We start from the raw sequence: 22321 nt of genomic DNA, 5'->3' as shown, positions 1-22321 counted from the left end.
TTTCACAGCACGCTCAGCTGGGCGTGTTGCGCTTTCATCATGCCGAAAAAAACACCACGCCGGGCTTACTCAAGGCTCGGCACGCAGGGCGAGAGACCAGCCTGTTCGCTCCTCTAGGAAAGCGCGGCGGTACCTGCGTCAGGCAGGTGCAGTATCGCGGCCGGCCGGCGACAACGTTATCAGGGCAAAGCCTGATATCGGGTCAGATTTTCCTGACCTCATTCGGCGCAATCGCGCGGCATGCCGATCGGGATTTTTCCCACTGGATGTCGGGCGCTACGGCTAGCGTTCTCGCGAGCATCAGCAGCACTGTCGCGTTCGGGACGCTCGGCGGGCGCTGCGCTACATCCTTTCTCCAGTTACCCTTTGTGCCTTGTTCCTTTCAGCTGCGCCAGCAGGCCCGTCGCTTTTTTGCCGACCGCTTTTGTACTTGGCTTCCTGGCGGCAGCGGGCACCGCGGCGGGATGGTCGCGCTGCCCCCTCCGCCATTTCTTCCATAACGTATTGCAACTGCTGGACGATTCATGCCGTTCCTCATATAGCCCAGCGGCAGACGCCAACGCGGTAGTCGATCCGCTTCAGCGCTTGCTGCACCTTCTCCTGCCGGTAGCGGTTTGTGGTTAGCGGATGTCCCTACACCTCACCGTAGATTCCGGCAGCGACGCAGCGCCACACAGCGCATCGAACGCCGCGCGCGTGACCGCCGCCCACACCGGCCCGGGCAATTCGCCTATCTGGTTGCGCCCCGCATTTGCGATCGCGCGCCCTCTGGCTAGGTGCTCCGCAGCCGTATCCTGTGGCAATGTCTAACTCTGAATTGGGCCACGGAAGGAAGCCAGCATGTTCTGCCCCCTCGCACTCGACCACGGCAATACAGCCGATTGGGCCTCAGTCGTAGTAGCTGTTCTCGTCGGCTTCTCGGTCTGGCGGCTCAGCGTAGCTGCTAATCGAACTTCCGAAGCCGCCCATCGGAACGAAGTCTTCTTACGCGCCGAGGAGGGTCGGCTGCTCAGCTACTACCTTTTTCACGAGGTGGCCGCAGCCGCGCGAAACTACACGGCCATGGCGGACCAGTTGAGCTCACCAGATTTCCCGGATCGCCTGTCAGCCTCCGCCGATGACAGGCGAACGTATCTACAGATGTTCCGACGCGAGAGAACACCCACCATCGAAGCTCACTTTTCGAGGCTGTTCGTCCTTGAGCCAAGGATCTCGAAACATTTGAGCATGGGTATTGGCCTGGCAGCCCAACTTCGGAATGTCGCAGGATTTGTACCAGATGCCCCGGGAACGCCGGAATCCGAGCGTATCGCCATCGAAGGGATGCAGAAGGTATGTGCCCTTGCCGCGACCGCGTTTCGCATTGCGGAGGACGGCTTGAAGCAGGTCCTCAGTGACGACGCATCTGCGTCGAAGCCCTGAAGCGGCCGTGTGTCTCACGCAATGCGAGTTGATCGGGGCGCAAGAGAACATTTCGACCTTCCCAGCCAGCCACTGCCGTCGCGCTGCACGGCCACTAAGCGGAACGAGTACATGGCCTCGGCGGTCTCGGCGGCGGACGCCGAGTCGATCTTCTGGGCCACGTGTTCCTCCCATGCCGATCCGCGTCGGCCACCCACCGCCATGGGCTTTTTAGCGGTGCAGCGCTGGGTGGCCCGACAGATCGCCCAAAATCGAACGGCATGGCTGGTCGGGTAGCTGGGTGGATAGCCCGCGACATTAATGCAAAAAAAACCGCAATTGCGAGGTTTTTCTTATGGATTGGCGGAGAGAGTGGGATTCGAACCCACGGAAGGTTTGACCCTTCGCCGGTTTTCAAGACCGGTGCCTTAAACCGCTCGGCCATCTCTCCGATTGCGACCACACCGCTTCACGCTTCACGCCAGATTGCCTGGCACGCGCTTGCAACTGTCAGGGCATCGCGCAGCGTCGGCGGTGGCGCTGCGGCCGCGCATTTTCGCACGGCCGCGCGGGTTTTGCTCAGCCGGCCTCGACCGCCATCGCGCCCAGGGTCGAGTGCTTGACCTTGATCCGCTCCGGGCAGCCGCTGCAGTCCAGGCGCGAGGCCTCGATCTGGCGCGGCAGGTGCTCGGCGAGGAAGTCGATGAACACCCGCACCGCCGGCAGCAGGCCGCGGCGCGAAGCGAACACGGCGTGGCAGATGCCCTGCGGCAGCGACCATTCCGGCAGCACCACTTCCAGTTCGCCGTTGCGCACGGCGTCGGCGCAGACCGTCTCCGGCAGCAGGGTGATGCCGAAGCCGTCCTTGACCATCGACTGCAGCAGCGGGAAATCGAAGCCGGCCACGCGCGGCTGCAGGTCGACGCGGCGTACTTCGCCGGCCGGTCCGTGCAGTTCCCAGCGTTGCCGCGCCTCGTCCTCGCTGATGCTCAGGGTCACGTGCGAGGTCAGTTCTTCCGGATCCTTGGGACGGCCGGCACGGTCGAGGTACTTCGGGCTGGCGACCAGCAGTTCCTGCACCTGGCCGAAGCTGCGCATCACCAGGCTGCCGTCGTCGTCCAGGCGCGAGCGCACGCGCAGCGCGACGTCGTAGCCTTCGTTGATGATGTCCACGCGGCGGTTGCTGATGTTCAACTGCAAGCGCACCTTGGGGTACTGGTCGAGGAACATCGGCAGCAGCTTGGGCAATTGCATCTGCGCCAGCGACACCGGCACGCTGACCCGTACCAGGCCGCGCGGCTCGGCGCTGAGCCGGTCCACCACCTCGCGCGCCGCCTGCGCCTCGGCCAGCATCGTCTGCGCGTGGCGATGCACGCTCATGCCCAGGTCGGTGACCGCGAAGCGGCGCGTGGAGCGCTGCAGCAGGCGCACGCCCAGGTCGGTTTCCAGTTGGCTGATGCGGCGGCTCAGGCGCGACTTGGGGATGCCCAGGGCACGCTCGGCCGCGGCGAAACCGCCGTGGTCGACCACCATCGCGAAGTAGTACAGGTCGTTGAGATCGTGCATGTTCTTTCGATATTTAGAACGATGAATGAAATCGCGTTGGGTTCATTCTACTCCCACAACGATCCGAGCTGTGCAATCAGGTCCACCTGCCGTGGCGTGTCCCGAGCACCGCCGCGGCGGCCCGTTCCGGCAGCAGCTACACGGTCGCTTCCGCTTCGCGACAGGGCGATCGCGTGAACGCCCTGCCCTGGCCCTGTGCTTCGCACCAGCGAATGGTCGCTGGTTCGTTCGCAGCGATTCCAGCATGGGATGGCTGGGGCGTCTTGGTTGCCGTTGCGCCGATGCCATCGAACACATCTGGCCCGAACACAGGCCAGCGAAGCGCAGGGAGGTCGGATCGGCCGGAACGCCTGCCTGGGCGTGGACGGTACGCAGCCACGGCATCCGCATAGCCGCCATGGCATGGGACACAGAGCCGGCATGGTTTTCGGCAGCTGGCAACGACCGTGGGAGCGACTTCGGTCGCGACGGGCATCACCGAGAAAGCCCCGTCGCGACTGAAGTCGCTCCCACAGATGCCGCCAGACACTTCCGCAAGGCGACCGCCGCGCCGCATGCGCGGCGCCCGAGACTCAACCGATGCGCTCGATGCCGCCCATGTACGGACGCAGCGCGTCGGGCACGTCGATCGAGCCGTCGGCGTTCTGGTAGTTCTCCATCACCGCGATCATCGCGCGGCCGACCGCGGTGCCGGAGCCGTTGAGCGTGTGCAGCAGCTCCGGCTTGCCGGTGGCGGGATTGCGCCAGCGCGCCTGCATGCGCCGCGCCTGGAAATCGCCGCAGTTGGAGCACGAGGAGATCTCGCGGTAGGTCTGCTGCGACGGCAGCCAGACTTCCAGGTCGTAGGTCTTGGTCGCCGAGAAACCCATGTCGCCGGTGCACAGCAGCACCTTGCGGTACGGCAGCCCCAGCGTCTCCAGCACCACCTCGGCGCAGCGGGTCATGCGCTCGTGCTCGGCGGCGCTGTCCTCGGGCCGGCAGATGCTGACCAGTTCCACCTTCTCGAACTGGTGCTGGCGGATCATGCCGCGGGTGTCGCGGCCGCCGCTGCCGGCCTCGGAACGGAAGCACAGCGAATGCGCGGTCATGCGCAGCGGCAGGCGTTCGGCCTCGACGATCTCGTCGCGCACCAGGTTGGTCAGCGAGATCTCCGAGGTCGAGATCAGGTAGCGCTTCTGCTCGCCCAAATGCGTGGCGAACATGTCCTCTTCGAACTTGGGCAACTGGCCGGTGCCGTACAGGCTGTCGGCGTTGACGATCACCGGCACGTTGGTTTCCTGGTACGCGTGCGGGCCGGTATGCAGGTCGAGCATGAACTGCGCCAGCGCGCGGTGCAGGCGCGCGATCGGGCCGCGCAGCACGGTGAAGCGCGCGCCCGACAGCTTGGCCGCGGTCTCGCCGTCCAGCCAGGCATGGCGCGCGCCCAGTTCCACATGGTCCTTGACCTCGAAATCGAACGCGCGCGGCGTGCCCCAGCGCTGCACCTCGACGTTGTCGGCCTCGTCCTTGCCGGCCGGCACGTCGGCCTGCGGCAGGTTGGGGATCTCCAGCGCCAGCGTCTCCAGCTGCGCGCGGATCTCGTCCAGGCGCTGCTCGGAGGCCTTCAGCTCGTCGCCGAAGCCGGCGACCTCGGCCATCAGCGCGGCCACGTCCTCGCCCTTGGCCTTGGCCTGGCCGATCGCCTTGGAGCGGCTGTTGCGCAGGCTCTGCAGCTCCTGGGTGCGCACCTGGATGCGCTTGCGGTCGGCCTCCAGGGCCTCCAGGGCGGCCACGTCCAGCGCATAGCCGCGACTGGTGCGCAAGCGCTCGGCGAGGTCGGCGGGCTGTTGGCGGAGCAGGACGGGATCGAGCATGGGCGCGGCACGTGGATGGATCGGAGCCGCGCATTATCGCCTGTCGGCCGCGCTTTTGCCGCAATCGCGCGGCAGCGACGGGACGCGGAGGCGCGCGCGCTGGGCGACCGATTCACCGCGGCTATGCCAGAATCCAGCGGTTCCCAAAGGTGAGTCCCATGTCCACGTCGCCTCCGTCCTCCAACACCGGCATCGTGCTGCGCCTGCCGCGGCGCCTCCTCGTGATCGTCGGCATCGCGTTCTGCGCCGGGCTGCTGCTGTTCCTGGCGGTGTGGCTGGTCGGGCGCAAGGACAACGACTTCTACAAGCCGCAACCGGCGCAGGTGCAGCAGGATGCGGCGGAGATCAAGCCGCTGCCCGAACCGCTGCCCGCCGGCAGCGGCGCCAGCGACATGCCGCAAGCCAAGCCGCCGGCAGCGGAGGATGTGCCGAAACTGGTCGAGACCGCGCCGCCTGCTCCGCCGCCCGCCGCCGATGCGATGGCGCCGGCGCCGGGTGGCACCGACGCCGCTGCTGCGGGGACGAACGCCACCGCACTGGCGCCGGGCGATCGTCCTGTGCCGCTGGAAGGTCAGCCGCCGCCACGCTATCCATCGGCGGCCTTGCGCCGCGGCGACAGCGGCACGGTGGTGGTGCGGGTCGAGGTGGATGCCAGCGGCGCCCCCGCGGGCGTGGCCCTGGTCAAGCGCAGCGGCTCGCGCGAGCTGGATCGTGCGGCGATGGAAACCGTGCGCCGCTGGCGCTTCCGGCCGGCGCAGCAGAAGGGCCAGGCGGTCGCCGGCAGCCTCGAGATCCCATTCGATTTCAAGCCGGCTCAGTAAGCTGAACACCGCTTGCAGGACGCATGCTGCGTTCACGGGCGGCTGACACCTCGCGAACGGAATCGGCGCAAGACTGGTCGCGTCCCTGAGACGCAGGAGCACGACCATGTCCAGACAACATGAGACGCAGGAGCTGTATCGGCGCGAACGCGATACCGACCGTGCCCACGCCCATCGCGGTTCGCCCTGGGCCTGGGTCATCCTGATCGCGCTGGTGCTGGCGGCCAGCGGTTGGTGGATGAGCCGCGATCGCGGACTCGACGGCCCGGCCAATGCCCCGGCACCGGCGACGCCGGCCAGCGATCCGCCACGCGCGCCCTAGCGGCGCGCTGCGCGCATCCGCCGCACCCCAGCGATCGGTGCAGCTATCCCAGCCGCGCCCGGCAGAGCGCGGCGCTGCTCAGGCAGCAGCAACCAAGCCGAACCCGGCGCCTTGCGCCAAGCTGTCGAAGCCCGGGAACGACGTGGCCACGTTGGCGACATCGTTGATCCGCACCTCGCCCTGGGCCAGTTGCCCGGCGATCGCGAACGCCATCGCGATGCGATGGTCGCCATGGCTTTCGATCACGCCGCTGCCCAGCGCGCCGCCATGGATGGTGGCGCCATCGGGCGTCTCGTCGACGACGATGCCCAGGCTGCGCAGGCCGGTGGCCATCGCCGCCAGGCGATCGGACTCCTTGACCCGCAGTTCGGCCGCGCCGGTGACCACGGTCTGGCCCTGTGCAGCAGCCGCGGCGACGAACAGCGCCGGGAACTCGTCGATCATGTCCGGCACCACGTCCTCCGGGATCTGCGCCCCGCGCAGCGGCGCGTAGCGCACCCGCAGGTCGGCCACCGGCTCGCCGCCGTGCTCGCTGTGGTTGTGCTCGACGATGTCCGCCCCCATCAGCCGCAGCGCGGCGAGCAGGCCGGTGCGGCGCGGATTGAGGCCGACCGCGCGCAGGGTGATGTCCGAGCCGGGGATGATGCTGGCGGCGACGATGAAGAACGCCGCCGAGGAGAAATCGGCCGGCACCGCGATGTCGGTGGCGCGCAGGCGCTGGCCGCCGCGCAGGCGCGCGTGGCCGGGCGCGAACGCGATCTCCACGCCGAACGCGGACAGCATGCGCTCGGTGTAGTCGCGGGTCGGATGCGGCTCCTGCACCGAGGTGACGCCCTCGGCATACAGCCCGGCCAGCAACACCGCGGACTTGACCTGGGCGCTGGCCACCGGCGAGGCGAAGTCGATGCCGCGCAGCGGCTGCCCGCCGTGGATGCGCAGCGGCGGCACGCCGTTGGCATCGGTGTCGATGCGCGCGCCCATCAGCGCCAGCGGCTCGGTCACGCGGCGCATCGGCCGCTTGGACAGCGACGCGTCGCCGACCAGCACGCTGTCGAACGGCTGCGCCGCCAGCAAGCCGGCGAGCAGGCGCATGCCGGTCCCGGCGTTGCCGCAATCCAGCTCGCCTTGCGGCGCCTGCAGCCCATCGACGCCGACCCCGTGCACGATCCGCTGCGACGGCGACGGCGTGTCGATCCTGACCCCGAGCCTGGCGAAGATCGCCGCGGTCGACCGCGTGTCCTCGCCTTCCAGGAACCCATCGATATGCGAGACCCCATCGGCCAGCGCCGCGAACATCACCGCCCGATGCGAGACCGACTTGTCGCCCGGCACATTCAACGTCCCCTGCAAAGCAGAGCCCTTCGTTGCGATCCAGTATTGCGCGTTGCTCATCACCATTCCCGAGATTGCCGTCGCCCCCGCAGCGGGCGCGCTGTTGATCTTGTCGTAGCGGCTGATTCCGCCGCCGCTGATTTTGCCGCTGCCGCTGCCGTGGTTGTTGTTATTGCTGTTGCTGTTGCTGTTGCTGCTGTTCGCTTTTCAGTTGTTGCTGTTCGCTTTTCAGGGGTCCCCATTGAGTGGTCGGCGAGCGGCCTGGGAACAACCCCGCAGGGGCGGCGCGCAGGATGCGCGACGTTTTTCGCTGGCACATGGATGTGCCATCGAAAAATCCCAGGTTGCTCGCGGACCCCGCGCGCAGCGCGGGGCGACCCGACTGGGGCGGCCTTTCTTTTGCTTACTTTTCTTTGGCCGTTCAAAGAAAAGTAAGTCGCGCAACGCGCGAAAGCCTTTTGCTGTTGCCGTTTCTCCAGCTCAGCCAGTCAGAGCACTTGACTGTTAATCAGCGGGTCGTTGGTTCGAGTCCCACTACGGACGCCAGATCGCCGGCGACCGAACAGGCCAGATCAGGGCACCGCCACCGGATACGACCCCAACACCTTGATCTGCGCCGAATGCGCCTTCAACTCCGCCAGCGCCTGCTTCATCGACTCGTCCTCCACATGCCCGGCCAGATCGATGAAAAACCCGTACTCCCACTTCGCCTGATGCGACGGCCGCGACTCGATCCGGTTCATGCTGATCCCATGCCGCGCGAACGGACTGAGCACATCGAACAGCGCCCCCGGCTTGTCGTGGATGAACACCAGCACCGAGGTGCGATCGTGCCCCGACGGCGGGAAGATCTGCCGGCCGATCACCAGGAAGCGCGTGGTGTTGTCGTCGTCGTCCTCGATCGACTTCATGATCACCTTCTTCAGCGCATACACGTGCGCCGCGCTCTCCCCGCCGATCGCCGCCGCATCCTCCGCGTTGCGCGCGCGCCGCGCGCCCTCGGCGTTGCTCGACACCGGGATCTTCTCCACCTTCGGCAGATGCGCGCGCAGCCAGCCGGCGGTCTGCGCGAACGATTGCGGATGCGCATAGATGCGCTCGATCGCATCGAGCCGGCCGGTGCGCGACAGCAGGTACTGGTGCACGCGCAGCTCGGTCTCGCCGCAGATCTTCAGGTTCGAGGTCAGGAACATGTCCAGGGTGACCTGGATCGTGCCCTGCCCGGAATTCTCCACCGGCACCACGCCGAAATCGGCATTGCCGCTCTCCACTTCCTGGAACACTTCCTCGATCGTCGCCATCGGCAGGCCCACCGCCGAGCGGCCGAAGTGCTTGAGCACCGCCTGCTGGCTGAAGGTGCCTTCCGGGCCGAGGTAGCCGATCTTCAGCGGCTCCTGCTGCGCCAGGCAGGCGGACATGATCTCGCGGAACACGTGCACCAGCACTTCGTCGCTGAGCGGGCCCTGGTTGCGGTCCACCACCATGCGCAGCACCTGCGCCTCGCGCTCGGGGCGGTAGTAGTCCACCGCGGCGGCGAGCTTGCCCTTGGCCTTGCCGACCTGGTGCGCGAACTGCGCGCGCTCGGCGATCAGCGCCTGGATGGTGCGGTCGATCTCATCGATCTTGGCGCGCACGTCGGCCAGCGCCGGCGCGGCGACCGCGGGCTTTGCGACGGCGGTCGGGGTCGGCTTGGCCGGCTTGGTGTCTGTCGCTGGGGATTTCTTCGGCTTTGCGGCCATGGATCGTGGTTCCTCGATGTTGCGGAGCGCCTGCGGGCGCGATCCGGTCGCGGCTGATGGCCCGAGGCCACCTTGAGCCGCTCCTACAGGGGGATGGCGCTCAGCCGTTGCGTTGCTGGAAGTCGCGCATGAAGGCGACCAGCGCCTGCGCGCCGGCCACCGGCATCGCGTTGTACAGCGAGGCGCGGATGCCGCCGACCGCCTTGTGGCCCTTCAGCGCAAGCAGCCCGGCCGCCTTGGATTCGGCGACGAAGCGCGCGGTCAGGGTCTCGTCCGGCAGGAAGAACGGGATGTTCATCCGCGAGCGCGCCTCGGCCACCACCTCGTTGCGGTAGAAGCCGCCGGAGCCGTCGATCGCCGCGTACACCAGCGCCGACTTGGCCTGGTTGCGGCGCGCGAACTCCTCCACCCCGCCCTCGGCCAGCATCCACTTGAACACCAGCCCGGCCAGGTACCAGTTCCAGGTCGGCGGGGTGTTGAGCATCGAGTCGCGCGCGGCATGCGAGCGGTAGTCGAAGATGTCGGCGCGCGGCTGGCCGCTGCGCTGCAACAGGTCCTTGCGGATGATGACCACCGCCACCCCGACCGGCCCCAGGTTCTTCTGCGCGCCGGCGTAGATCACCGCGTAGCGCGACACGTCGATCGGCTCGGCGGCGATGCTGGAACTGAAGTCGGCGAACAGCGGCACCGCGCCCACGTCCGGCGCGTCGCGGAACTCGACGCCGTGGATGGTCTCGTTGGCGGTGATGTGCACGTAGGCGGCATCGGCGCTGAGCTGCCATTGCGCGCGCGGCGGGATGGCGTGGAAGCCACCGGCCTCGCCGCTGGCGGCCACGTGCACGTTGGCGTACGGGGTCACCTGCTTGATCGCGGTCTTGCCCCAGTGCCCGGTCACCACGTAGTCCACGGTCTGCCCGGGCGCGGCGAAATTCAGCGCCAGCAGCGCCTGCTGGGTGGTGGCGCCGCCGGACAGGAACAACACCGCATAGTCGTCGGAGATGCCGAGCAGGCGCCGCAGGTCGGCCTCGGCCTCGGCCGCCACCGCCATGAACTCGGCGCCGCGGTGGCTCAGCTCCACGATCGAGGCGCCCACGCCGTTCCACTCCAACATCTCCGCCTGCGCCTGGCGCAGGACCGATTCCGGCAATGCAGCGGGGCCGGCACTGAAATTGAACGCGCGCGTCATGGGGCACCTATCGGACAAGACGCCTAGTATGCCGCAGCGCACCAGCTTGCGGCCCGGACAATTTAGGTTGCATTTGCATCCATTGGCCCGGTGCCAGCGTAGTCTTTGCCGAAGTCCCCAGCCGTCCCCGCCCCCTCCAGGAGTCAGCCATGTCATTGCGCGATGTGCTCAAGATCCCCAGCCGCGAGGTCACCGACGAGGCGCTCTACCGCGACCGCCGGCGCCTGCTGCAGGCCCTGGCGCTGGCACCGGCGGTGGGCCTGGCCGGTTGCGCCGATGCCGAGCCGCCGCCGCCGCCGAAGACCGTGCTGACCCCGGAACAGGCGCGCAGCGGCTTCCGCACCAGCGAGGAACTGACCCGCTACGAGGACGTGACCAGCTACAACAACTTCTACGAGTTCGGCACCGACAAGACCGATCCGTCGAAGGCGGCCAAGACCCTGCGCACCGCGCCGTGGTCGGTGAAGGTGTCCGGCGAATGCGAAAAGCCCGGCACCCTGGCGCTGGACGACCTGCTCAAGGGCAGCCGCGCCGAGGAGCGCATCTACCGGCTGCGCTGCGTGGAGGGCTGGTCGATGGTGATCCCGTGGCTGGGCGTGCCGCTGGCCGAGGTGCTCAAGCGCTTCGCCCCGACCTCCAAGGCCAAGTACGTTGCCTTCACCACGCTGGCCGATCCGCAGCAGATGCCCGGCGTGCGCTACCGCTCGATCGACTGGCCTTACAAGGAAGGCCTGCGCATCGACGAGGCGATGCACCCGCTGACCCTGCTCGCCACCGGCCTGTACGGCAAGCCGCTGCCGCAGCAGAACGGCGCGCCGCTGCGGCTGGTGGTGCCGTGGAAGTACGGCTTCAAGAGCATCAAGTCGATCGTGGAGATCCGCTTCGTCGAGCGCATGCCGGAAACCGCCTGGCACGAACTGCAGGCCTCCGAGTACGGCTTCTTCTCCAACGTCAATCCGGCGGTGGACCATCCGCGCTGGAGCCAGAAGACCGAGCGCCGCATCGCCGGCAAGGCCAGCAAGCTGTTCGCCGAACGCATCCCGACCCGGCCGTTCAACGGCTATGCCGAGCAGGTGGCGGGGATGTATGCCGGGATGGATCTGAAGAAATGGTATTGAGCCGGGATTGGGGATTCGGGATTGGGGATTGGGAGCACGCGGCGGCTGTGCGGCCTTCGAGCTCGCGTCCGATCTGCCTCGCCGCCGCCGACGTACTGAGACCGCATGGCTAAGACATCTGGTTCGCTGATCGCCGCCAAGGCGCTGGTGCATGCGCTCGCGCTGGCGCCGTTGGCCTATCTGGGCTGGCAGTTCTGGCAGGTGTGGCAGGCCGGCAGCGATGCGCTCGGCGCCGATCCGGTGGCCGAGATCGAGCACCGCACCGGGCTGTGGGCGCTGCGCCTACTGCTGCTGACCCTGGCGATCACGCCGCTGCGGCAGCTGAGCGGGCAATCGGTGCTGCTGCGCTTCCGGCGCATGCTCGGGCTGTACGCGTTCTTCTACGCCTGCGTGCACCTGGGCGTGTACCTGGGCCTGGACCTGCGCGGCTACTGGGCGCAGATCTTCGAGGAGATCGTCAAGCGCCCCTACATCACCGTCGGCTTCCTGGCCTGGCTGCTGCTGATCCCGCTGGCGATCACCTCCACCCAGGGCTGGATGCGCCGGCTCAAGCGCAATTGGGGCAAGCTGCACAAGGCGATCTACGCGATCGGCGTGCTGGCGGTGCTGCACTTCTGGTGGCTGGTGAAATCGGACATCCGCGAACCGCTGCTGTACGCGGCGATCCTGGCGCTGCTGCTGGGCTGGCGCGGCTGGCGGGCGCTCAGCGCGCGCCGAACCACAGCAGCCCGCTGAGCGCGGCCGCCAGCAGCAGGGCGCTGAGCAACAGCCACGGCCAGCGCAAGGCGGTGGCCGGACGCGGCGCGGCGACCGGCGCGGCCGCCAGCGGCACGCTGGCTGGATCGTGCTTCAGCGGCTCGCCGGGCGCGGCCTGCGGCACTTCCAGCACGAAGCGGTGCTGGGCGTCGAACACCAGCTGGTCGCCCGGCTGCAGCCAGCAATCGCGCACCGCATTGCCGTTGACCTGGGTCTGCGCATCGCCGAGCCCGCGCAGCAGCACGCGCTCGCCATGCCGTTCCAGGCGCGCGTGGCGTTCGGCGAAGGCCGGATCGTCGATGCAGATGTCGCAGTCGCGCAGGCGGCCGATGCTGCGCACGCGGTCCAGCGTATAGCTGCGGCCATGGTGCTGGCCGCCGACCCCGCGCAGCACCAGCCGCGGATCCTCGCCCTCGCCTTCGGCCGCGTCGGGCAGGCGCTGCAGCGGCTCGCACACGCCCAGCACCACCATTTCCACGCCATCGGCATAGACCGCGTCGCCGGCGCGCAGCAAGGCCATGCGCCGCACCGGGCGCCCGTTCACATGGATGCCGCGGGCGCCGTTGGCCACCTGCAGCCACAGCCCGCGCCGGTCCAGGCAGAACTGCGCCAGCAGCAGCGCGCCCTGGGTATCGTCGACCACGCGCACGTGGCCGGACGCCTGCCGCACGATGCGGTGCACGCCCGCGCGCAAGGGCCGGTCGGGTTGCTGGCGGTTGCTGAAATGGACTTGCAGGTCGGGCACGGCGGGGAGCCTAGCAGGTTGCCCGCGCTTGAAGAAGCGCGCCGCGCCTGGACAACACTCCGCGCATACGCACAATGCCTGATCTTTTCCGTGGGCCGCATGCCCGCACAGGAGCCAGCCAGCATGTCCAGCATCGACATCCGCCACGACCACGGCAAGACCCCCGCACAGGCGCGCAAGGCGATCGAGGACGCCGCCAAGAAGCTGTCCGAACGTTTCGACCTGGAATCGCGCTGGGACGGCGATGCGCTGCTGTTCTCGCGCTCCGGGGTGGACGGGCGGATCGAACTGCTGCCCAAGCAGGTGCACGTCACCGCCGAGCTGGGCTTCCTGCTGTCGGCGCTGAAGGGCACGGTGGAAAGCGAGATCCGCCGCGTCCTGGCCGAAAAGCTGGGCTGAACCGCTAGCCCCTCTTCCACCGGGAGAGGGGTTGGGGTGAGGGTGCGGCGCAAAGCGTCTCGCGGAGTTTGGATGCACGGGGCTTCGCCCGTACCCTCATCCGGCCCTGCGGGCCACCTTCCCCCGAAAAGGGGGCCATGTTCCCGATGGGAGAAGGAACAGCCTAGCCCCTCTCCCACCGGGAGAGGGGTTGGGGTGAGGATCCGGCCCGCTCAGTCGAACGCGAACGGCTGCGGGTGTCCGGCGAACAGGCGCCGCGAGACCTCGCGCTCGGTGGTCTCGATGTCGCCGATGAAGCCTTCGGCGTCGCCCAGCTTGGAGAACGCGTCGAAGCCGCGCTCCAGGAATCCCTGCAGCTCCGACAGCCCCGCCGCCTTGGCCGGGCCGCGCGCGAAGCGCAGCAGCATGCGCACGCCCGGAGTGTGCACCGCGCCGGCCAGGCCCAGGCCGACGCTGGCGATCAGGTCGATCTGGTGCAGGCGCAGGCGGCGCAGGCCGGTGTGCCGGTAGGCCTCGGCGTACAGGTCGTCGTCCAGGCGCTTGCGGCGCGGCGCCAGCGCCTGCAGCGCCTCGGCCATGCGCAGGTCCAGCGCGTGGGTCAGCACGCCCAGCTCGATGCCGTCGGCCACCGTGTCCAGCAGCGTGGCCGGCATCAGCCGCTGCATCATCGGCAGCACCTTGACGATGTCGGCGTCGCGCCGGCTGAAATCGCGGTCGCCGTAGACGTCGGTGAGGAAGAACATCGCCGCCGGCCGCCGCTGCGGGTCTTCCAGGAAATGCTCGAAGCTGCGCTCCAGCCGCTGCGACTGCCAGCGCCGCAATTCCTGCAGCCAGCGCAGCGCGTTGCGCGGCTCGTGCGCCGGATCGTGCACGGCCTGGTGCCACGCCAGGCGGCGGCCGAGTCGTTCCAGGACGGGATTGCTGCGCGCCATGGGCGCCGATGATGGTGGCAGCCGGGCGTGACCGCAAGCATCATGCAGCTCGGCTACACTCCGGCCGACGCCTTCCGCGGACCGTGCATGCTTTCCCTCCACAGCGCCTCGCCCCGCCCTCGCTCACACGGCCGCATCGGCCTGGCCATCGCCGGCGGCGGCCCGATCGGCGGCATGTACGGACTCGGCGCGCTGCGCGCGCTGGACGAGGCCCTGGACGGACTCGACCTGACCCGGCTGGACTGCTACGTCGGGGTCAGCTCCGGCGCGTTCCTGACCGCCGGCCTGGCCAACCGCATCAGCAGCGCCGAGATCTGCCGGATCTTCGTCACCGGCAACAGCGACGATGCGCACTTCCGGCCCGAGGATTTCCTGCGCCCCAACGTCTACGAATACCTGCGCCGCGCCGCGACCCTGCCCAAGCTCGCCTACGGCTGGTGGTACGACCTGCTGACCGAGCCGCGCAAGACGCGCTGGTCGGACCTGATCACCCGCTTCGGCGGGCTGGTGCCCAGCGGCCTGTTCGACAACGCCGGGGTCGAGCGCTTCATGCAGGACGTGTTCAGCCGGCGCGGCCGCAGCAACGATTTCCGCGCGCTGGACGCCGATCTGTTCGTGGTCGCGGTGGACCTGGACAGCGGCCGCACCGTGCGCTTCGGCGAGCCGGGCCTGGACCAGGTGCCGATCTCGCTGGCGGTGCAGGCCAGCGCCGCGCTGCCGGGGCTGTACCCGCCGGTGGAGATCGACGGCCGCCACTACGTGGACGGCGCGCTGCGGCGCACGATGCATGCGTCCACGCTGCTGGAGCGCGGCATCGACCTGATGATCGGGATCAATCCGCTGGTGCCCTACGACGCCACCCACGCACCGCGCCGCAACGGCCAGATCGATCGCGCGCGGCTGCTCAGCGGCGGCCTGCCGGCGGTGCTGTCGCAGACCTTCCGCACCCTGCTGCAATCGCGCATGCAGGTCGGGCTGGAAAAGTACGCGCGGCAGTACCCGCGGGTGGACCAGCTGGTGTTCGAACCCAATGCCGACAACAGCGAACTGTTCTTCACCAATCTGTTCAGCTATGCCGCGCGGCACCGCGTGTGCCAGCTCGCCTACCGCAACACCATGGCCGACCTGCGCCGCAACGCCGAGGTGCTGGAACCGATGCTGGCCGCACACGGCATCGCCCTGCGCCACCAGATCCTCAACGACCGCCAGCGCACCTTCCTCGACGGCGTGGACGTGCAGCCGGGGCGCACCACCGAGACCACCGCGCGCCTGCGCCGCGCACTCGACGACGTCGACCAGGTCATCGCCCGGCGTCGCGCCACGCGCCGCACGCGGCCTACGCCGCCGCTTTCCGCCGACTGAGGCGCACGCGCTGGTGTGATTACTCTAACCAACGCCGTGAGTCTCGAATCCAGCCACCCAACCGCCGAAGGAACCGCACCGTCATGGCCACCCTGAAGAAATCCGCACGCAAGAAGAAGTCTGCCGCCGCTGCCGACGAGGGCCTGCAGGCGCAGGCGGAAAAGCTGTCCAAGCGCCTGGGCGAATCGGCGCAGCAGGTGTGGCTGGCCGGGGTCGGCGCGTTCGGCCGCGCCCAGGCCGAAGGCGGCAAGCTGTTCGAGACCCTGGTCAAGGAAGGCCTGACCCTGGAGCAGAGCACGCGCAAGCTGGCCGGCGGCGGCGTCGATGCGGTGCGCGATGTGGTCGAGAACCGGGTCGGCCAGGCGCGCGAACGCGCCGCCGACACCTGGGACCGGCTGGAGAAGGTGTTCGAGGACCGGGTGCAGCGCGCCTTGCGCAGGTTGGAAGTGCCAAGCCGCGAAGACCTCGGCACCCTGGTCGATCGCGTAGACGCTTTGAATGCCGAACTGCGCAACCTCGGCAGCGGCCGCCGCGCGCGCCCGGCACCGGCCAAGAAGGCGCCAGCGGCCAAGAAGGCGGCAAAGACCGCCACGCCCAAATCGCGTCCGGCCAAGCAGGCGGCGCCGGCCCGGCGCCGTGCCGGCCCGGTGGTCGCCAGCGCCACGCCGGCGCCGAAACGCGCCAGCCGCAAGCGTGCGACCGCGCCGGCGTCCGCTGAATAAGGTTTTGTTGCAAAGCAGCAGATTTTTCCCGACAATCGGGGCGGACCCGCCAGTCCATCAGAAGACCGTTTGCTCCCCTCCCCTCTCGGCTTCGGACTGGCGGGTCTTCTCCTGTCCGCCGTTTCCCGCTGTCGCCTTGCCGGCGCTGTGACACGCTGGCGATAGACTGGCGTCATCGATAGCGTTACGCGGGTGCGAGCATGTTTTCCTGGATAGCGGCAACGGTCTTGGCAGTTGGAGCATGGCTCGCTGCCACGCTCTACCTGTGGGTGGTCCGTCGCCGCGAGAACGAGACCACCGCCGGGCTGCATGCCCTGGCCGGACTGCATTGGCGCGATTTCTCGCGCATGGTGCGGCGCGCGATGCGCGAGCAGCGCGACCTGCACGACGCGGTCGCCGACGACGACGCGTCCCAGGAACCGCAGAGCGACTTCGTGATGACCCGCGGCGATGCGCGCTGGCTGCTGTCGTGCAAGCACGGCCGCGCCTACCGGATCGGCTCGGCCGCGGTCAACGAACTGGGCGCCGCGGCGCGGCTGATGGGCGCGCAGGGCGGCATCCTGGTCACCGAGGGCAAGGTGCAGCGCGACGGCATCGCCGCGGCCGACAAGCAGTCGGTGGAGATCCTCGACGGCCGCCGCATCTGGCCGATGCTCAAGCGCTACCTGCCCAGCGAACTGGAGGACGGGGTGATCGGCGCCAGCCGCCGGCGTGCGCAGCGGCATACCGCGATCGCCGCGCTGGCCGCACTGACGCTGGGCCTGCTGGTGGGACTGGGCGGGCTGGCGCTGCAGCAGCGCAGCGACGATGCCGCGTCCGCCGCCACGCTGCCAGCGCCAGCAGTTGCCCCCGCACCCGCGCCTGCCACGCCAGCACCCACGCCAGCGCCGCCCGCGGCCAGTCCGCCGCCGGTCGCCGCGGCCGCGGCTGCGGCACCTGCTGCGCCCGCGGCCGCGGTGCAGCCGGCAAGCGCGCAACCCGATGCCGTCACCGAAGCCGGTTATCGCCAGTCGGTGTCCAAGGCCCTGGCCAGGACGCCCGGCGTGATCCGCGGCATCTGGCAGACCCAGATGACCCTGGTGATCGACCGCAGCGGCGACGACGCGCAGGTGTGGCCGGGGATCTGCAAGGAAGTGGAACGCTACCCCTCGCTGCGCACCGTCCGCATCCAGCTCAATCCGCGCCCCGACCGCGACGAGCCGGTGCGCTGGCGGCAATGCAGGACGTTTTGAGCGGGGATTGGGGATTGGGGATTCGGGATTGGTAAAAGCGGATTCGCCGCGCCGGATGCAAACAGCGGGACGATGGACTCGCAGGTGCTAACGTTTTTGCGAATCCCCAATGCCGACTCCCCAATCCCCACTCGTCACCAATGCAAGCCGCGCATCGACGTTTTGAGCCGGGATTCGGGATTGGGGAGTCGGGATTGGTAAAGCGGATTCGCCGGGCCAGATGCAAACCAGCGGGACGATGGACTCGCAGGTGCTAACGCTCTTGCGAATCCCCAATCCCCAATCCCAAATCCCCACTCGTCACCAATACAAGCCGCGTATCGACGTTTTGAGCCGGGATTCGGGATTGGGGAGTCGGGATTGGTAAAAGCGGATTCGCCGCGCCGGATGCCAAGTTGAGACAGCGGACTTGCACGCGCTAACGCTCTTGCGAATCCCCAATCCCGACTCCCGAATCCCCGCCGATCACCAATGGACGCCGCGCATCAGCGCCGCGAACGCGATCTGTTCCTGGCTGGGCTTGGTCTCGCGCAGCGCCTTGCGGTCGCCCTTGGCCGCGGCCGAGTCCGGGAACAGTTCGAAGGCGGTGTTCATCACCACCTCGTAGGCCTTCGGCGCGACCGCGTTGACCAACGCGGCGAAGATGCCCAGCCGCGTCGCCACCCGGCTCGGGCGCTCGATGATCGCCTTGACCATCAGGTCGGCCGCCTCTTCCACGCTCAGCGTCGGCACGCTGTCGTACATCTTGGTCGGCGCGATCATCGGCGTCTTCACCAGCGGCATGTTGACCGTGGTGAAGCTGATGCCCTTGCCCGACAGCTCGCCCTGGGCGCAGCGGCTCCACGCGTCCAGCGCCGCCTTCGAGGCCACGTAGGCGGAGAAGCGCGGCGAGTTGGCCAGCACGCCGATCGAGCTGACGTTGATGATGTGGCCCTTGCGCCGCGCGGTCATGCCCGGCAGCACGCCCATGATCAGGCGCAGGCTGCCGAAGTAGTTCAGCTGCATGGTGCGCTCGAAATCGTGGAAGCGGTCGTAGCTCAGTTCGATCGAGCGGCGGATCGAGCGGCCGGCGTTGTTGATCAGCACGTCGACATGGCCATGCGCCTCGAGCACGGTCTTCAGCAGCGCATCGCAGCCGGCCAGGTCGGACAGGTCGGCGGTGTAGGCGAACACCTTTCCGCCCTTGGCGTTCATCGCATCGCGCGCGGCGAACAGTTCCTGCTCGCCGCGGGCGACGATGATGGTGGTGGCACCGGCTTCGGCGACGCGCTGTGCGGTGGCCAGGCCGATGCCCGAGGAACCGCCGGTGATCAGCACCACCTTGCCGCGCACCTTGCCCTTGAGCGTGCGGTCCACGAACAGGTCCGGATCCAGGTGCCGTTCCCAGTGGTCCCACAGGCGCCAGGCGTAGTCCTCCAGCCGCGGCACGGCGATGCCGCTGCCCTTCAGCGCGCGCTCGGTCTCGCGGCTGTCGAAGCGCGTGGGATAGGTGATGAACTTCAGCACCTCGCGCGGGATGCGGAAATCGCGCAGCAGCATGCCGGTGAAGCGGCGGATCGGCGGCAGCCCGCCGACCGCTGCGCGGATCCCCGCCGGCACGAACGCGAACATGCGCGCGTCCACCCGCAAGGTCATCTCCGGGGCGTGGCCGGCGCGGCAGAACACGTTGAGCACCTCGCCCACGCGCAGCGGCTCCGGGTCGGTGAGGTGGAAGGTGTGGCCGTCGAGCTTGGGCTTGTGCGCGATGTGGTCCATCGCATCGGCGACGAAATCCACCGGCACCAGGTTGATGCGCCCGCCCTCGATGCCCAGCATCGGCATCCACGGCGGCAGCAGCTGGCGCAGCTTCTTGATCAGCGGGAAGAAGTAGTACGGCCCGTCGATCTTGTCGATCGCGCCGCTGCGCGAATCGCCGACCACCATGCCGGGGCGGTAGATGCGCCACTTGATCCGGGTTTCCGCGCGCACCAGCGCCTCGGCGTCGTGCTTGGTGCGCAGGTAGGGATCGTCCAGGCCTTCGGCCTCTTCGAACATGTCCTCGCGGAAGATGCCCGGATACAGCCCGGCCACCGCGATCGAGCTGGTGTGGTGGAAGACGCCGGCGCCGATCTGCGCGGCCAGCTCCAGCGCGTTGCGGGTGCCGTCGAGATTGGCCACGCGCTGCGCCTCGGCCTTGGCGGTGAGGTCGTACAGCGCGGCCAGGTGGAAGAAGTGCCGGACCTTGCCGCGCAGCGCCTGCCGTTGCGCCTCGTCCAGCCCGCAGCAGTCGCTGCCGACGTCGCCGTGCAGCACCACCAGGCGCTTGGCGTCCCAGCCCTGCTCGCGCACCAGCGCGTCGAACTTGCGTTGCGATTCCTTGCGGACCAGGACGTGGATGAGGCCTTTGCGCCGCATCAGGTTGGCCATCAGATAACGGCCGATGAAACCGGTGGCGCCCGTCACGAAATACGTCATGCCCAACCATCCCTCGTTGTGCGGCCGCGGCCCCTCGCCCCGTCCTGGACGCTAACTTGCCAGAGTGCGGCAGGCAGGACAAACGCACGCCGGGGTATGGCGCCTGCGTGCGGCGTGCGGCGGCGCAGCATCGATCGCCGCCGACGCGCGAGGTTTCGCCTGTCGCGCCGGGCTCAGCGCGCGCCCGGCGAGAACCGCGCCACCAGGTCGTAGGTGTCGCCGAGGAAAACCTGGCGCACGAAGGTCACCGCCTGCTCGCCGCGCCAGGTCTGCCGGTCGATCAGCAGGCAGGCGGTGCCGGCCGCCACCTGCAGCCGCGCCGCCTGCGCGGCATTGGCGCCGACCGCGCTGATGCGGTGTTCGGCGCGGGTCCACGGCACGTGCTGCAGCAGCCAGCTGCCGGGCACGACGACCGCGAAATCCATCTGCAGCGCTTCCGGCACCGCCACCGGATTGATCACCCGCTCCTCCAGCGCGAACGGGCGCCCGTCGGCGTAGTGCAGGCAGTGCAGCGCCAGCAGCGTGCCGGCGGCGGCGACCTCGGCCTCCTGCGGCAGTGCGTCGCGCGGCGCGCGCTGGCGCCGCTCGAGCAACTCGAAGCGGTAGGCATGGCCGCGCGCGGCGACCTCGACCGGAATGTCGGGAATCTCCAGCGCCACCTGTTCCATGTGCGGATGCGGCCGCGCCACGAACGAACCGGCGCGGCGGCGGCGCTCGATCATGCCGGCGTCGGCCAGCATCGCCAGCACCTTGTTGACCGTCATCCGCGAGCAGGCGTACTGCGCCATCAGTTCGTGCTCGAACGGGATGCGATGGCCCGGCGGCCATTCGCCGCTGCGGATGCGGCCTTCGATATCGCTGCGGATGCGGTGGTTGAGCGTCGTGGCGGGCCGGGGCTGGCTCATCGGCGCTCCTGCGCGGCGGCGTGGCGGCGCCGGCTCATGCGTCCAGCAGTCCGGTCAGCGCCCGCGCATAGGCCGCGGCGGCCGCGTCGCGGCGATGATGGCGGCCGTCGCGCACCAGTTCGCGGCCGTTGCGCCAGACCGAACGCACCGCCCCGCGCCGCGCGGCGAAGATCCAGCTGTCGAGCAAGGCGTCGCCGTTGCGCGCGCACAGCGCCGGATGCGCCGGATCCAGTTCGACCAGGTCGGCCGGCGCGCCCGCGCACAGCCCCTGCGCCACGCCCAGCGCCTGCGCCGCGCCCTGCGCCGTGGCCTGCAACAGGAAACGGCCGCTGGACTGCGCGGCATCGCCGGCGAGCACGTTGCGCCCGCGCAGCTGCAGGCGCTGGCCGTATTCGAGCAGGCGCAGTTCCTCGGCCGCATCGATCAGCACGTTGGAATCGGAGCCGACGCCGAAGCGCCCGCCGGCGTCGACGAAGGCGCGCATCGGGAACAGCCCGTCGCCGAGGTTGGCCTCGGTGATCGGGCACAGGCCGACCACCGCGCCGCTGGCGGCGATCGCCTGCACTTCGGCGGCATCGACGTGGGTGGCGTGGACCAGGCACCAGCGCGCGTCCACCGGCGCATGCGCCAGCAGCCACTGCACCGGCCGCTGCCCGCTCCAGGCCAGGCAGGCCTCGACCTCGCGGGTCTGCTCGGCGATATGGATGTGCACCGGGCCATCGCACAGCGGCAGCAGCGCGGCCAGCTCGTCCGGGGTGACCGCGCGCAGGCTGTGCGGGGCGATGCCGAGCACCGCATCGTCGAGGCCGCGCAGCGCGCGGCGGCTGCCGTCGAGCAGCTCGGCGTAGCCGTCCACGTCGTGGATCAGCCGCCGCTGCGCCGGGTTCGGCGCCGCGCCGCCGAAATCGGCATGCGCGTAGAACACCGGCAGCAGGCTCAGGCCGATCCCGCTGGTCTGCGCGGCGGCGGCCAGGCGCTGCGCCATCTCGGCGCGGTCGGCGTACGGCCGGCCATCGGCGGCGTGGTGCAGGTAGTGGAATTCGCCGACGCGGGTGAAGCCGGCCTCGAGCATCTCCACGTAGGCCTGCTCGGCGATGGCCTGCATGCTGTCCGGGTCCAGCCGCTGCAGGAAGCGGTACATCAGCTCGCGCCAGCTCCAGAAGCTGTCGCCGCTGCGGCCGCCGACTTCGGTCAACCCGGCCATGCCGCGCTGGAACGCGTGGCTGTGCAGGTTGCCCAGCCCGGGCACGGCGATCGCCAGCGCGTGGTCGCCGGACACCGCGGCCACGCCGGACTGCACCGCGGCGACGCGCCCGTCGCGCACCTCGATCCGCACGTCGCGCGCCCAGCCCTCCGGCAGCAGCGCCTGCGCGCACCAGAAGCCGCTGCTCCCCTCGTTTCCGCCTGCCTGTTGCTGCGCCAGGGTCTGCACTGGACACCCTCCGTCGACCACAATATTGTATATACAAAATAACC

General features: G+C 69.0%; 19 protein-coding genes and 1 tRNA gene. 9 read left to right on the top strand and 11 right to left on the bottom strand.

Annotated elements, in window-relative coordinates; all coding sequences use genetic code 11:
• The first annotated feature begins 840 nt into the window (after positions 1-840).
• Complete coding sequence (locus tag AB3X10_RS10540; RefSeq protein ID WP_369981352.1) at positions 841-1422, top strand: hypothetical protein; 582 nt, start codon at positions 841-843, stop codon at positions 1420-1422.
• 340 nt (positions 1423-1762) lie between these two features.
• Here AB3X10_RS10540 and AB3X10_RS10535 read toward each other — a convergent pair.
• The 3 genes from AB3X10_RS10535 to serS form a co-directional block, all read right to left on the bottom strand.
• A tRNA-Ser gene (locus tag AB3X10_RS10535) sits at positions 1763-1852 on the bottom strand.
• A gap of 128 nt (positions 1853-1980) precedes the next feature.
• Positions 1981-2967 (bottom strand): LysR family transcriptional regulator, encoded by a 987-nt coding sequence (locus AB3X10_RS10530; RefSeq protein ID WP_145706358.1) that lies wholly within the window; start codon positions 2965-2967, stop codon positions 1981-1983.
• 572 nt (positions 2968-3539) lie between these two features.
• On the bottom strand, positions 3540-4820 hold the full coding sequence (gene serS, locus AB3X10_RS10525) for a serine--tRNA ligase (RefSeq protein WP_369981350.1): 1281 nt from the start codon (positions 4818-4820) through the stop codon (positions 3540-3542).
• Positions 4821-4978: 158 nt separating this feature from the next.
• On the opposite strand from serS, the gene AB3X10_RS23235 reads away from it, so the two are divergent.
• Entirely contained in the window at positions 4979-5641 is a 663-nt protein-coding gene (locus AB3X10_RS23235; protein ID WP_420018514.1) for an energy transducer TonB, read from the top strand.
• Positions 5642-5747: 106 nt separating this feature from the next.
• Positions 5748-5963, top strand: coding sequence for a hypothetical protein (locus AB3X10_RS10510; RefSeq protein ID WP_369981348.1), 216 nt, complete (start codon positions 5748-5750; stop codon positions 5961-5963).
• Between the two features lie 78 nt (positions 5964-6041).
• On the opposite strand, the gene aroA is transcribed toward AB3X10_RS10510, so the two are convergent.
• The 3 genes from aroA to serC all read right to left on the bottom strand — a co-directional run bounded on the left by aroA (position 6042) and on the right by serC (position 10220).
• Positions 6042-7355, bottom strand: a complete 1314-nt coding sequence (aroA, locus tag AB3X10_RS10505; RefSeq protein ID WP_369981346.1) for a 3-phosphoshikimate 1-carboxyvinyltransferase — start codon at positions 7353-7355, stop codon at positions 6042-6044.
• Positions 7356-7867: 512 nt separating this feature from the next.
• Positions 7868-9034 carry a prephenate dehydratase gene (gene pheA / locus AB3X10_RS10500; protein ID WP_369981344.1) on the bottom strand — a complete coding sequence of 389 codons (1167 nt, stop codon included), beginning with the start codon at positions 9032-9034 and terminating at the stop codon, positions 7868-7870.
• A gap of 100 nt (positions 9035-9134) precedes the next feature.
• A complete protein-coding gene (serC, locus tag AB3X10_RS10495; RefSeq protein WP_369981343.1) occupies positions 9135-10220 on the bottom strand; it encodes a 3-phosphoserine/phosphohydroxythreonine transaminase in 1086 nt (361 codons plus the stop codon).
• Between the two features lie 149 nt (positions 10221-10369).
• Here serC and msrP point away from each other — a divergent pair, with 149 nt between their 5' ends.
• Positions 10370-11338, top strand: a complete 969-nt coding sequence (msrP, locus tag AB3X10_RS10490; protein ID WP_369981341.1) for a protein-methionine-sulfoxide reductase catalytic subunit MsrP — start codon at positions 10370-10372, stop codon at positions 11336-11338.
• Positions 11339-11443: 105 nt separating this feature from the next.
• Positions 11444-12073 carry a protein-methionine-sulfoxide reductase heme-binding subunit MsrQ gene (msrQ, locus tag AB3X10_RS10485; RefSeq protein WP_369981340.1) on the top strand — a complete coding sequence of 210 codons (630 nt, stop codon included), beginning with the start codon at positions 11444-11446 and terminating at the stop codon, positions 12071-12073.
• Here the strand turns inward: msrQ and AB3X10_RS10480 are convergent.
• Positions 12042-12839: an FHA domain-containing protein gene (locus AB3X10_RS10480; protein ID WP_145706330.1), complete on the bottom strand. Its 798-nt coding sequence runs from the start codon at positions 12837-12839 to the stop codon at positions 12042-12044. The genes msrQ and AB3X10_RS10480 overlap by 32 nt on opposite strands.
• Before the next feature lie 123 nt (positions 12840-12962).
• Here AB3X10_RS10480 and AB3X10_RS10475 point away from each other — a divergent pair, with 123 nt between their 5' ends.
• A complete protein-coding gene (locus AB3X10_RS10475; protein WP_003473856.1) occupies positions 12963-13238 on the top strand; it encodes a polyhydroxyalkanoic acid system family protein in 276 nt (91 codons plus the stop codon).
• Between the two features lie 212 nt (positions 13239-13450).
• Here the strand turns inward: AB3X10_RS10475 and AB3X10_RS10470 are convergent, their stop codons facing one another.
• Positions 13451-14170 (bottom strand): FFLEELY motif protein, encoded by a 720-nt coding sequence (locus AB3X10_RS10470; protein WP_369981337.1) that lies wholly within the window; start codon positions 14168-14170, stop codon positions 13451-13453.
• A gap of 87 nt (positions 14171-14257) precedes the next feature.
• On the opposite strand from AB3X10_RS10470, the gene AB3X10_RS10465 reads away from it, so the two are divergent.
• The 3 genes from AB3X10_RS10465 to AB3X10_RS10455 all read left to right on the top strand — a co-directional run bounded on the left by AB3X10_RS10465 (position 14258) and on the right by AB3X10_RS10455 (position 17486).
• Entirely contained in the window at positions 14258-15532 is a 1275-nt protein-coding gene (locus tag AB3X10_RS10465; RefSeq protein ID WP_369981335.1) for a patatin-like phospholipase family protein, read from the top strand.
• 83 nt (positions 15533-15615) lie between these two features.
• Positions 15616-16254 (top strand): phasin family protein, encoded by a 639-nt coding sequence (locus tag AB3X10_RS10460; protein WP_369981334.1) that lies wholly within the window; start codon positions 15616-15618, stop codon positions 16252-16254.
• A 200-nt stretch (positions 16255-16454) separates the two neighbouring features.
• A complete protein-coding gene (locus AB3X10_RS10455; protein WP_369981332.1) occupies positions 16455-17486 on the top strand; it encodes a restriction endonuclease in 1032 nt (343 codons plus the stop codon).
• Between the two features lie 465 nt (positions 17487-17951).
• Here the strand turns inward: AB3X10_RS10455 and AB3X10_RS10450 are convergent, their stop codons facing one another.
• From AB3X10_RS10450 to AB3X10_RS10440, 3 genes are all read right to left on the bottom strand, one after another.
• The gene (locus tag AB3X10_RS10450) at positions 17952-19940 is read right to left on the bottom strand and encodes an SDR family oxidoreductase (protein WP_369981330.1); all 1989 of its coding nucleotides are present in this window, start codon (positions 19938-19940) and stop codon (positions 17952-17954) included.
• Positions 19941-20113: 173 nt separating this feature from the next.
• The gene (hutC, locus tag AB3X10_RS10445; protein ID WP_369981329.1) at positions 20114-20845 is read right to left on the bottom strand and encodes a histidine utilization repressor; all 732 of its coding nucleotides are present in this window, start codon (positions 20843-20845) and stop codon (positions 20114-20116) included.
• Between the two features lie 34 nt (positions 20846-20879).
• On the bottom strand, positions 20880-22277 hold the full coding sequence (locus AB3X10_RS10440) for a formimidoylglutamate deiminase (RefSeq protein ID WP_369981327.1): 1398 nt from the start codon (positions 22275-22277) through the stop codon (positions 20880-20882).
• Between the last annotated feature and the right edge of the window lie 44 nt (positions 22278-22321).

Source organism: Xanthomonas sp. DAR 80977, from assembly GCF_041240605.1.
GTDB classification, from domain to species: Bacteria; Pseudomonadota; Gammaproteobacteria; order Xanthomonadales; family Xanthomonadaceae; genus Xanthomonas_A; species Xanthomonas_A bundabergensis.
Note: the sequence above shows the minus strand (reverse complement) of the source record. Positions and strands in the feature narration are given on the sequence as shown.

What these genes read in the sequence shown, in the direction of transcription:
- AB3X10_RS10540 (WP_369981352.1), top strand. Translation starts at nt 841, where the DNA reads ATGTTCTGCCCCCTCGCACTCGACCACGGCAATACAGCCGATTGGGCC.
- AB3X10_RS10530 (WP_145706358.1), bottom strand. Translation starts at nt 2,967, where the DNA reads ATGCACGATCTCAACGACCTGTACTACTTCGCGATGGTGGTCGACCAC.
- serS (WP_369981350.1), bottom strand. Translation starts at nt 4,820, where the DNA reads ATGCTCGATCCCGTCCTGCTCCGCCAACAGCCCGCCGACCTCGCCGAG.
- AB3X10_RS23235 (WP_420018514.1), top strand. Translation starts at nt 4,979, where the DNA reads ATGTCCACGTCGCCTCCGTCCTCCAACACCGGCATCGTGCTGCGCCTG.
- AB3X10_RS10510 (WP_369981348.1), top strand. Translation starts at nt 5,748, where the DNA reads ATGTCCAGACAACATGAGACGCAGGAGCTGTATCGGCGCGAACGCGAT.
- aroA (WP_369981346.1), bottom strand. Translation starts at nt 7,355, where the DNA reads ATGAGCAACGCGCAATACTGGATCGCAACGAAGGGCTCTGCTTTGCAG.
- pheA (WP_369981344.1), bottom strand. Translation starts at nt 9,034, where the DNA reads ATGGCCGCAAAGCCGAAGAAATCCCCAGCGACAGACACCAAGCCGGCC.
- serC (WP_369981343.1), bottom strand. Translation starts at nt 10,220, where the DNA reads ATGACGCGCGCGTTCAATTTCAGTGCCGGCCCCGCTGCATTGCCGGAA.
- msrP (WP_369981341.1), top strand. Translation starts at nt 10,370, where the DNA reads ATGTCATTGCGCGATGTGCTCAAGATCCCCAGCCGCGAGGTCACCGAC.
- msrQ (WP_369981340.1), top strand. Translation starts at nt 11,444, where the DNA reads ATGGCTAAGACATCTGGTTCGCTGATCGCCGCCAAGGCGCTGGTGCAT.
- AB3X10_RS10475 (WP_003473856.1), top strand. Translation starts at nt 12,963, where the DNA reads ATGTCCAGCATCGACATCCGCCACGACCACGGCAAGACCCCCGCACAG.
- AB3X10_RS10470 (WP_369981337.1), bottom strand. Translation starts at nt 14,170, where the DNA reads ATGGCGCGCAGCAATCCCGTCCTGGAACGACTCGGCCGCCGCCTGGCG.
- AB3X10_RS10465 (WP_369981335.1), top strand. Translation starts at nt 14,258, where the DNA reads ATGCTTTCCCTCCACAGCGCCTCGCCCCGCCCTCGCTCACACGGCCGC.
- AB3X10_RS10460 (WP_369981334.1), top strand. Translation starts at nt 15,616, where the DNA reads ATGGCCACCCTGAAGAAATCCGCACGCAAGAAGAAGTCTGCCGCCGCT.
- AB3X10_RS10455 (WP_369981332.1), top strand. Translation starts at nt 16,455, where the DNA reads ATGTTTTCCTGGATAGCGGCAACGGTCTTGGCAGTTGGAGCATGGCTC.
- AB3X10_RS10450 (WP_369981330.1), bottom strand. Translation starts at nt 19,940, where the DNA reads ATGACGTATTTCGTGACGGGCGCCACCGGTTTCATCGGCCGTTATCTG.
- hutC (WP_369981329.1), bottom strand. Translation starts at nt 20,845, where the DNA reads ATGAGCCAGCCCCGGCCCGCCACGACGCTCAACCACCGCATCCGCAGC.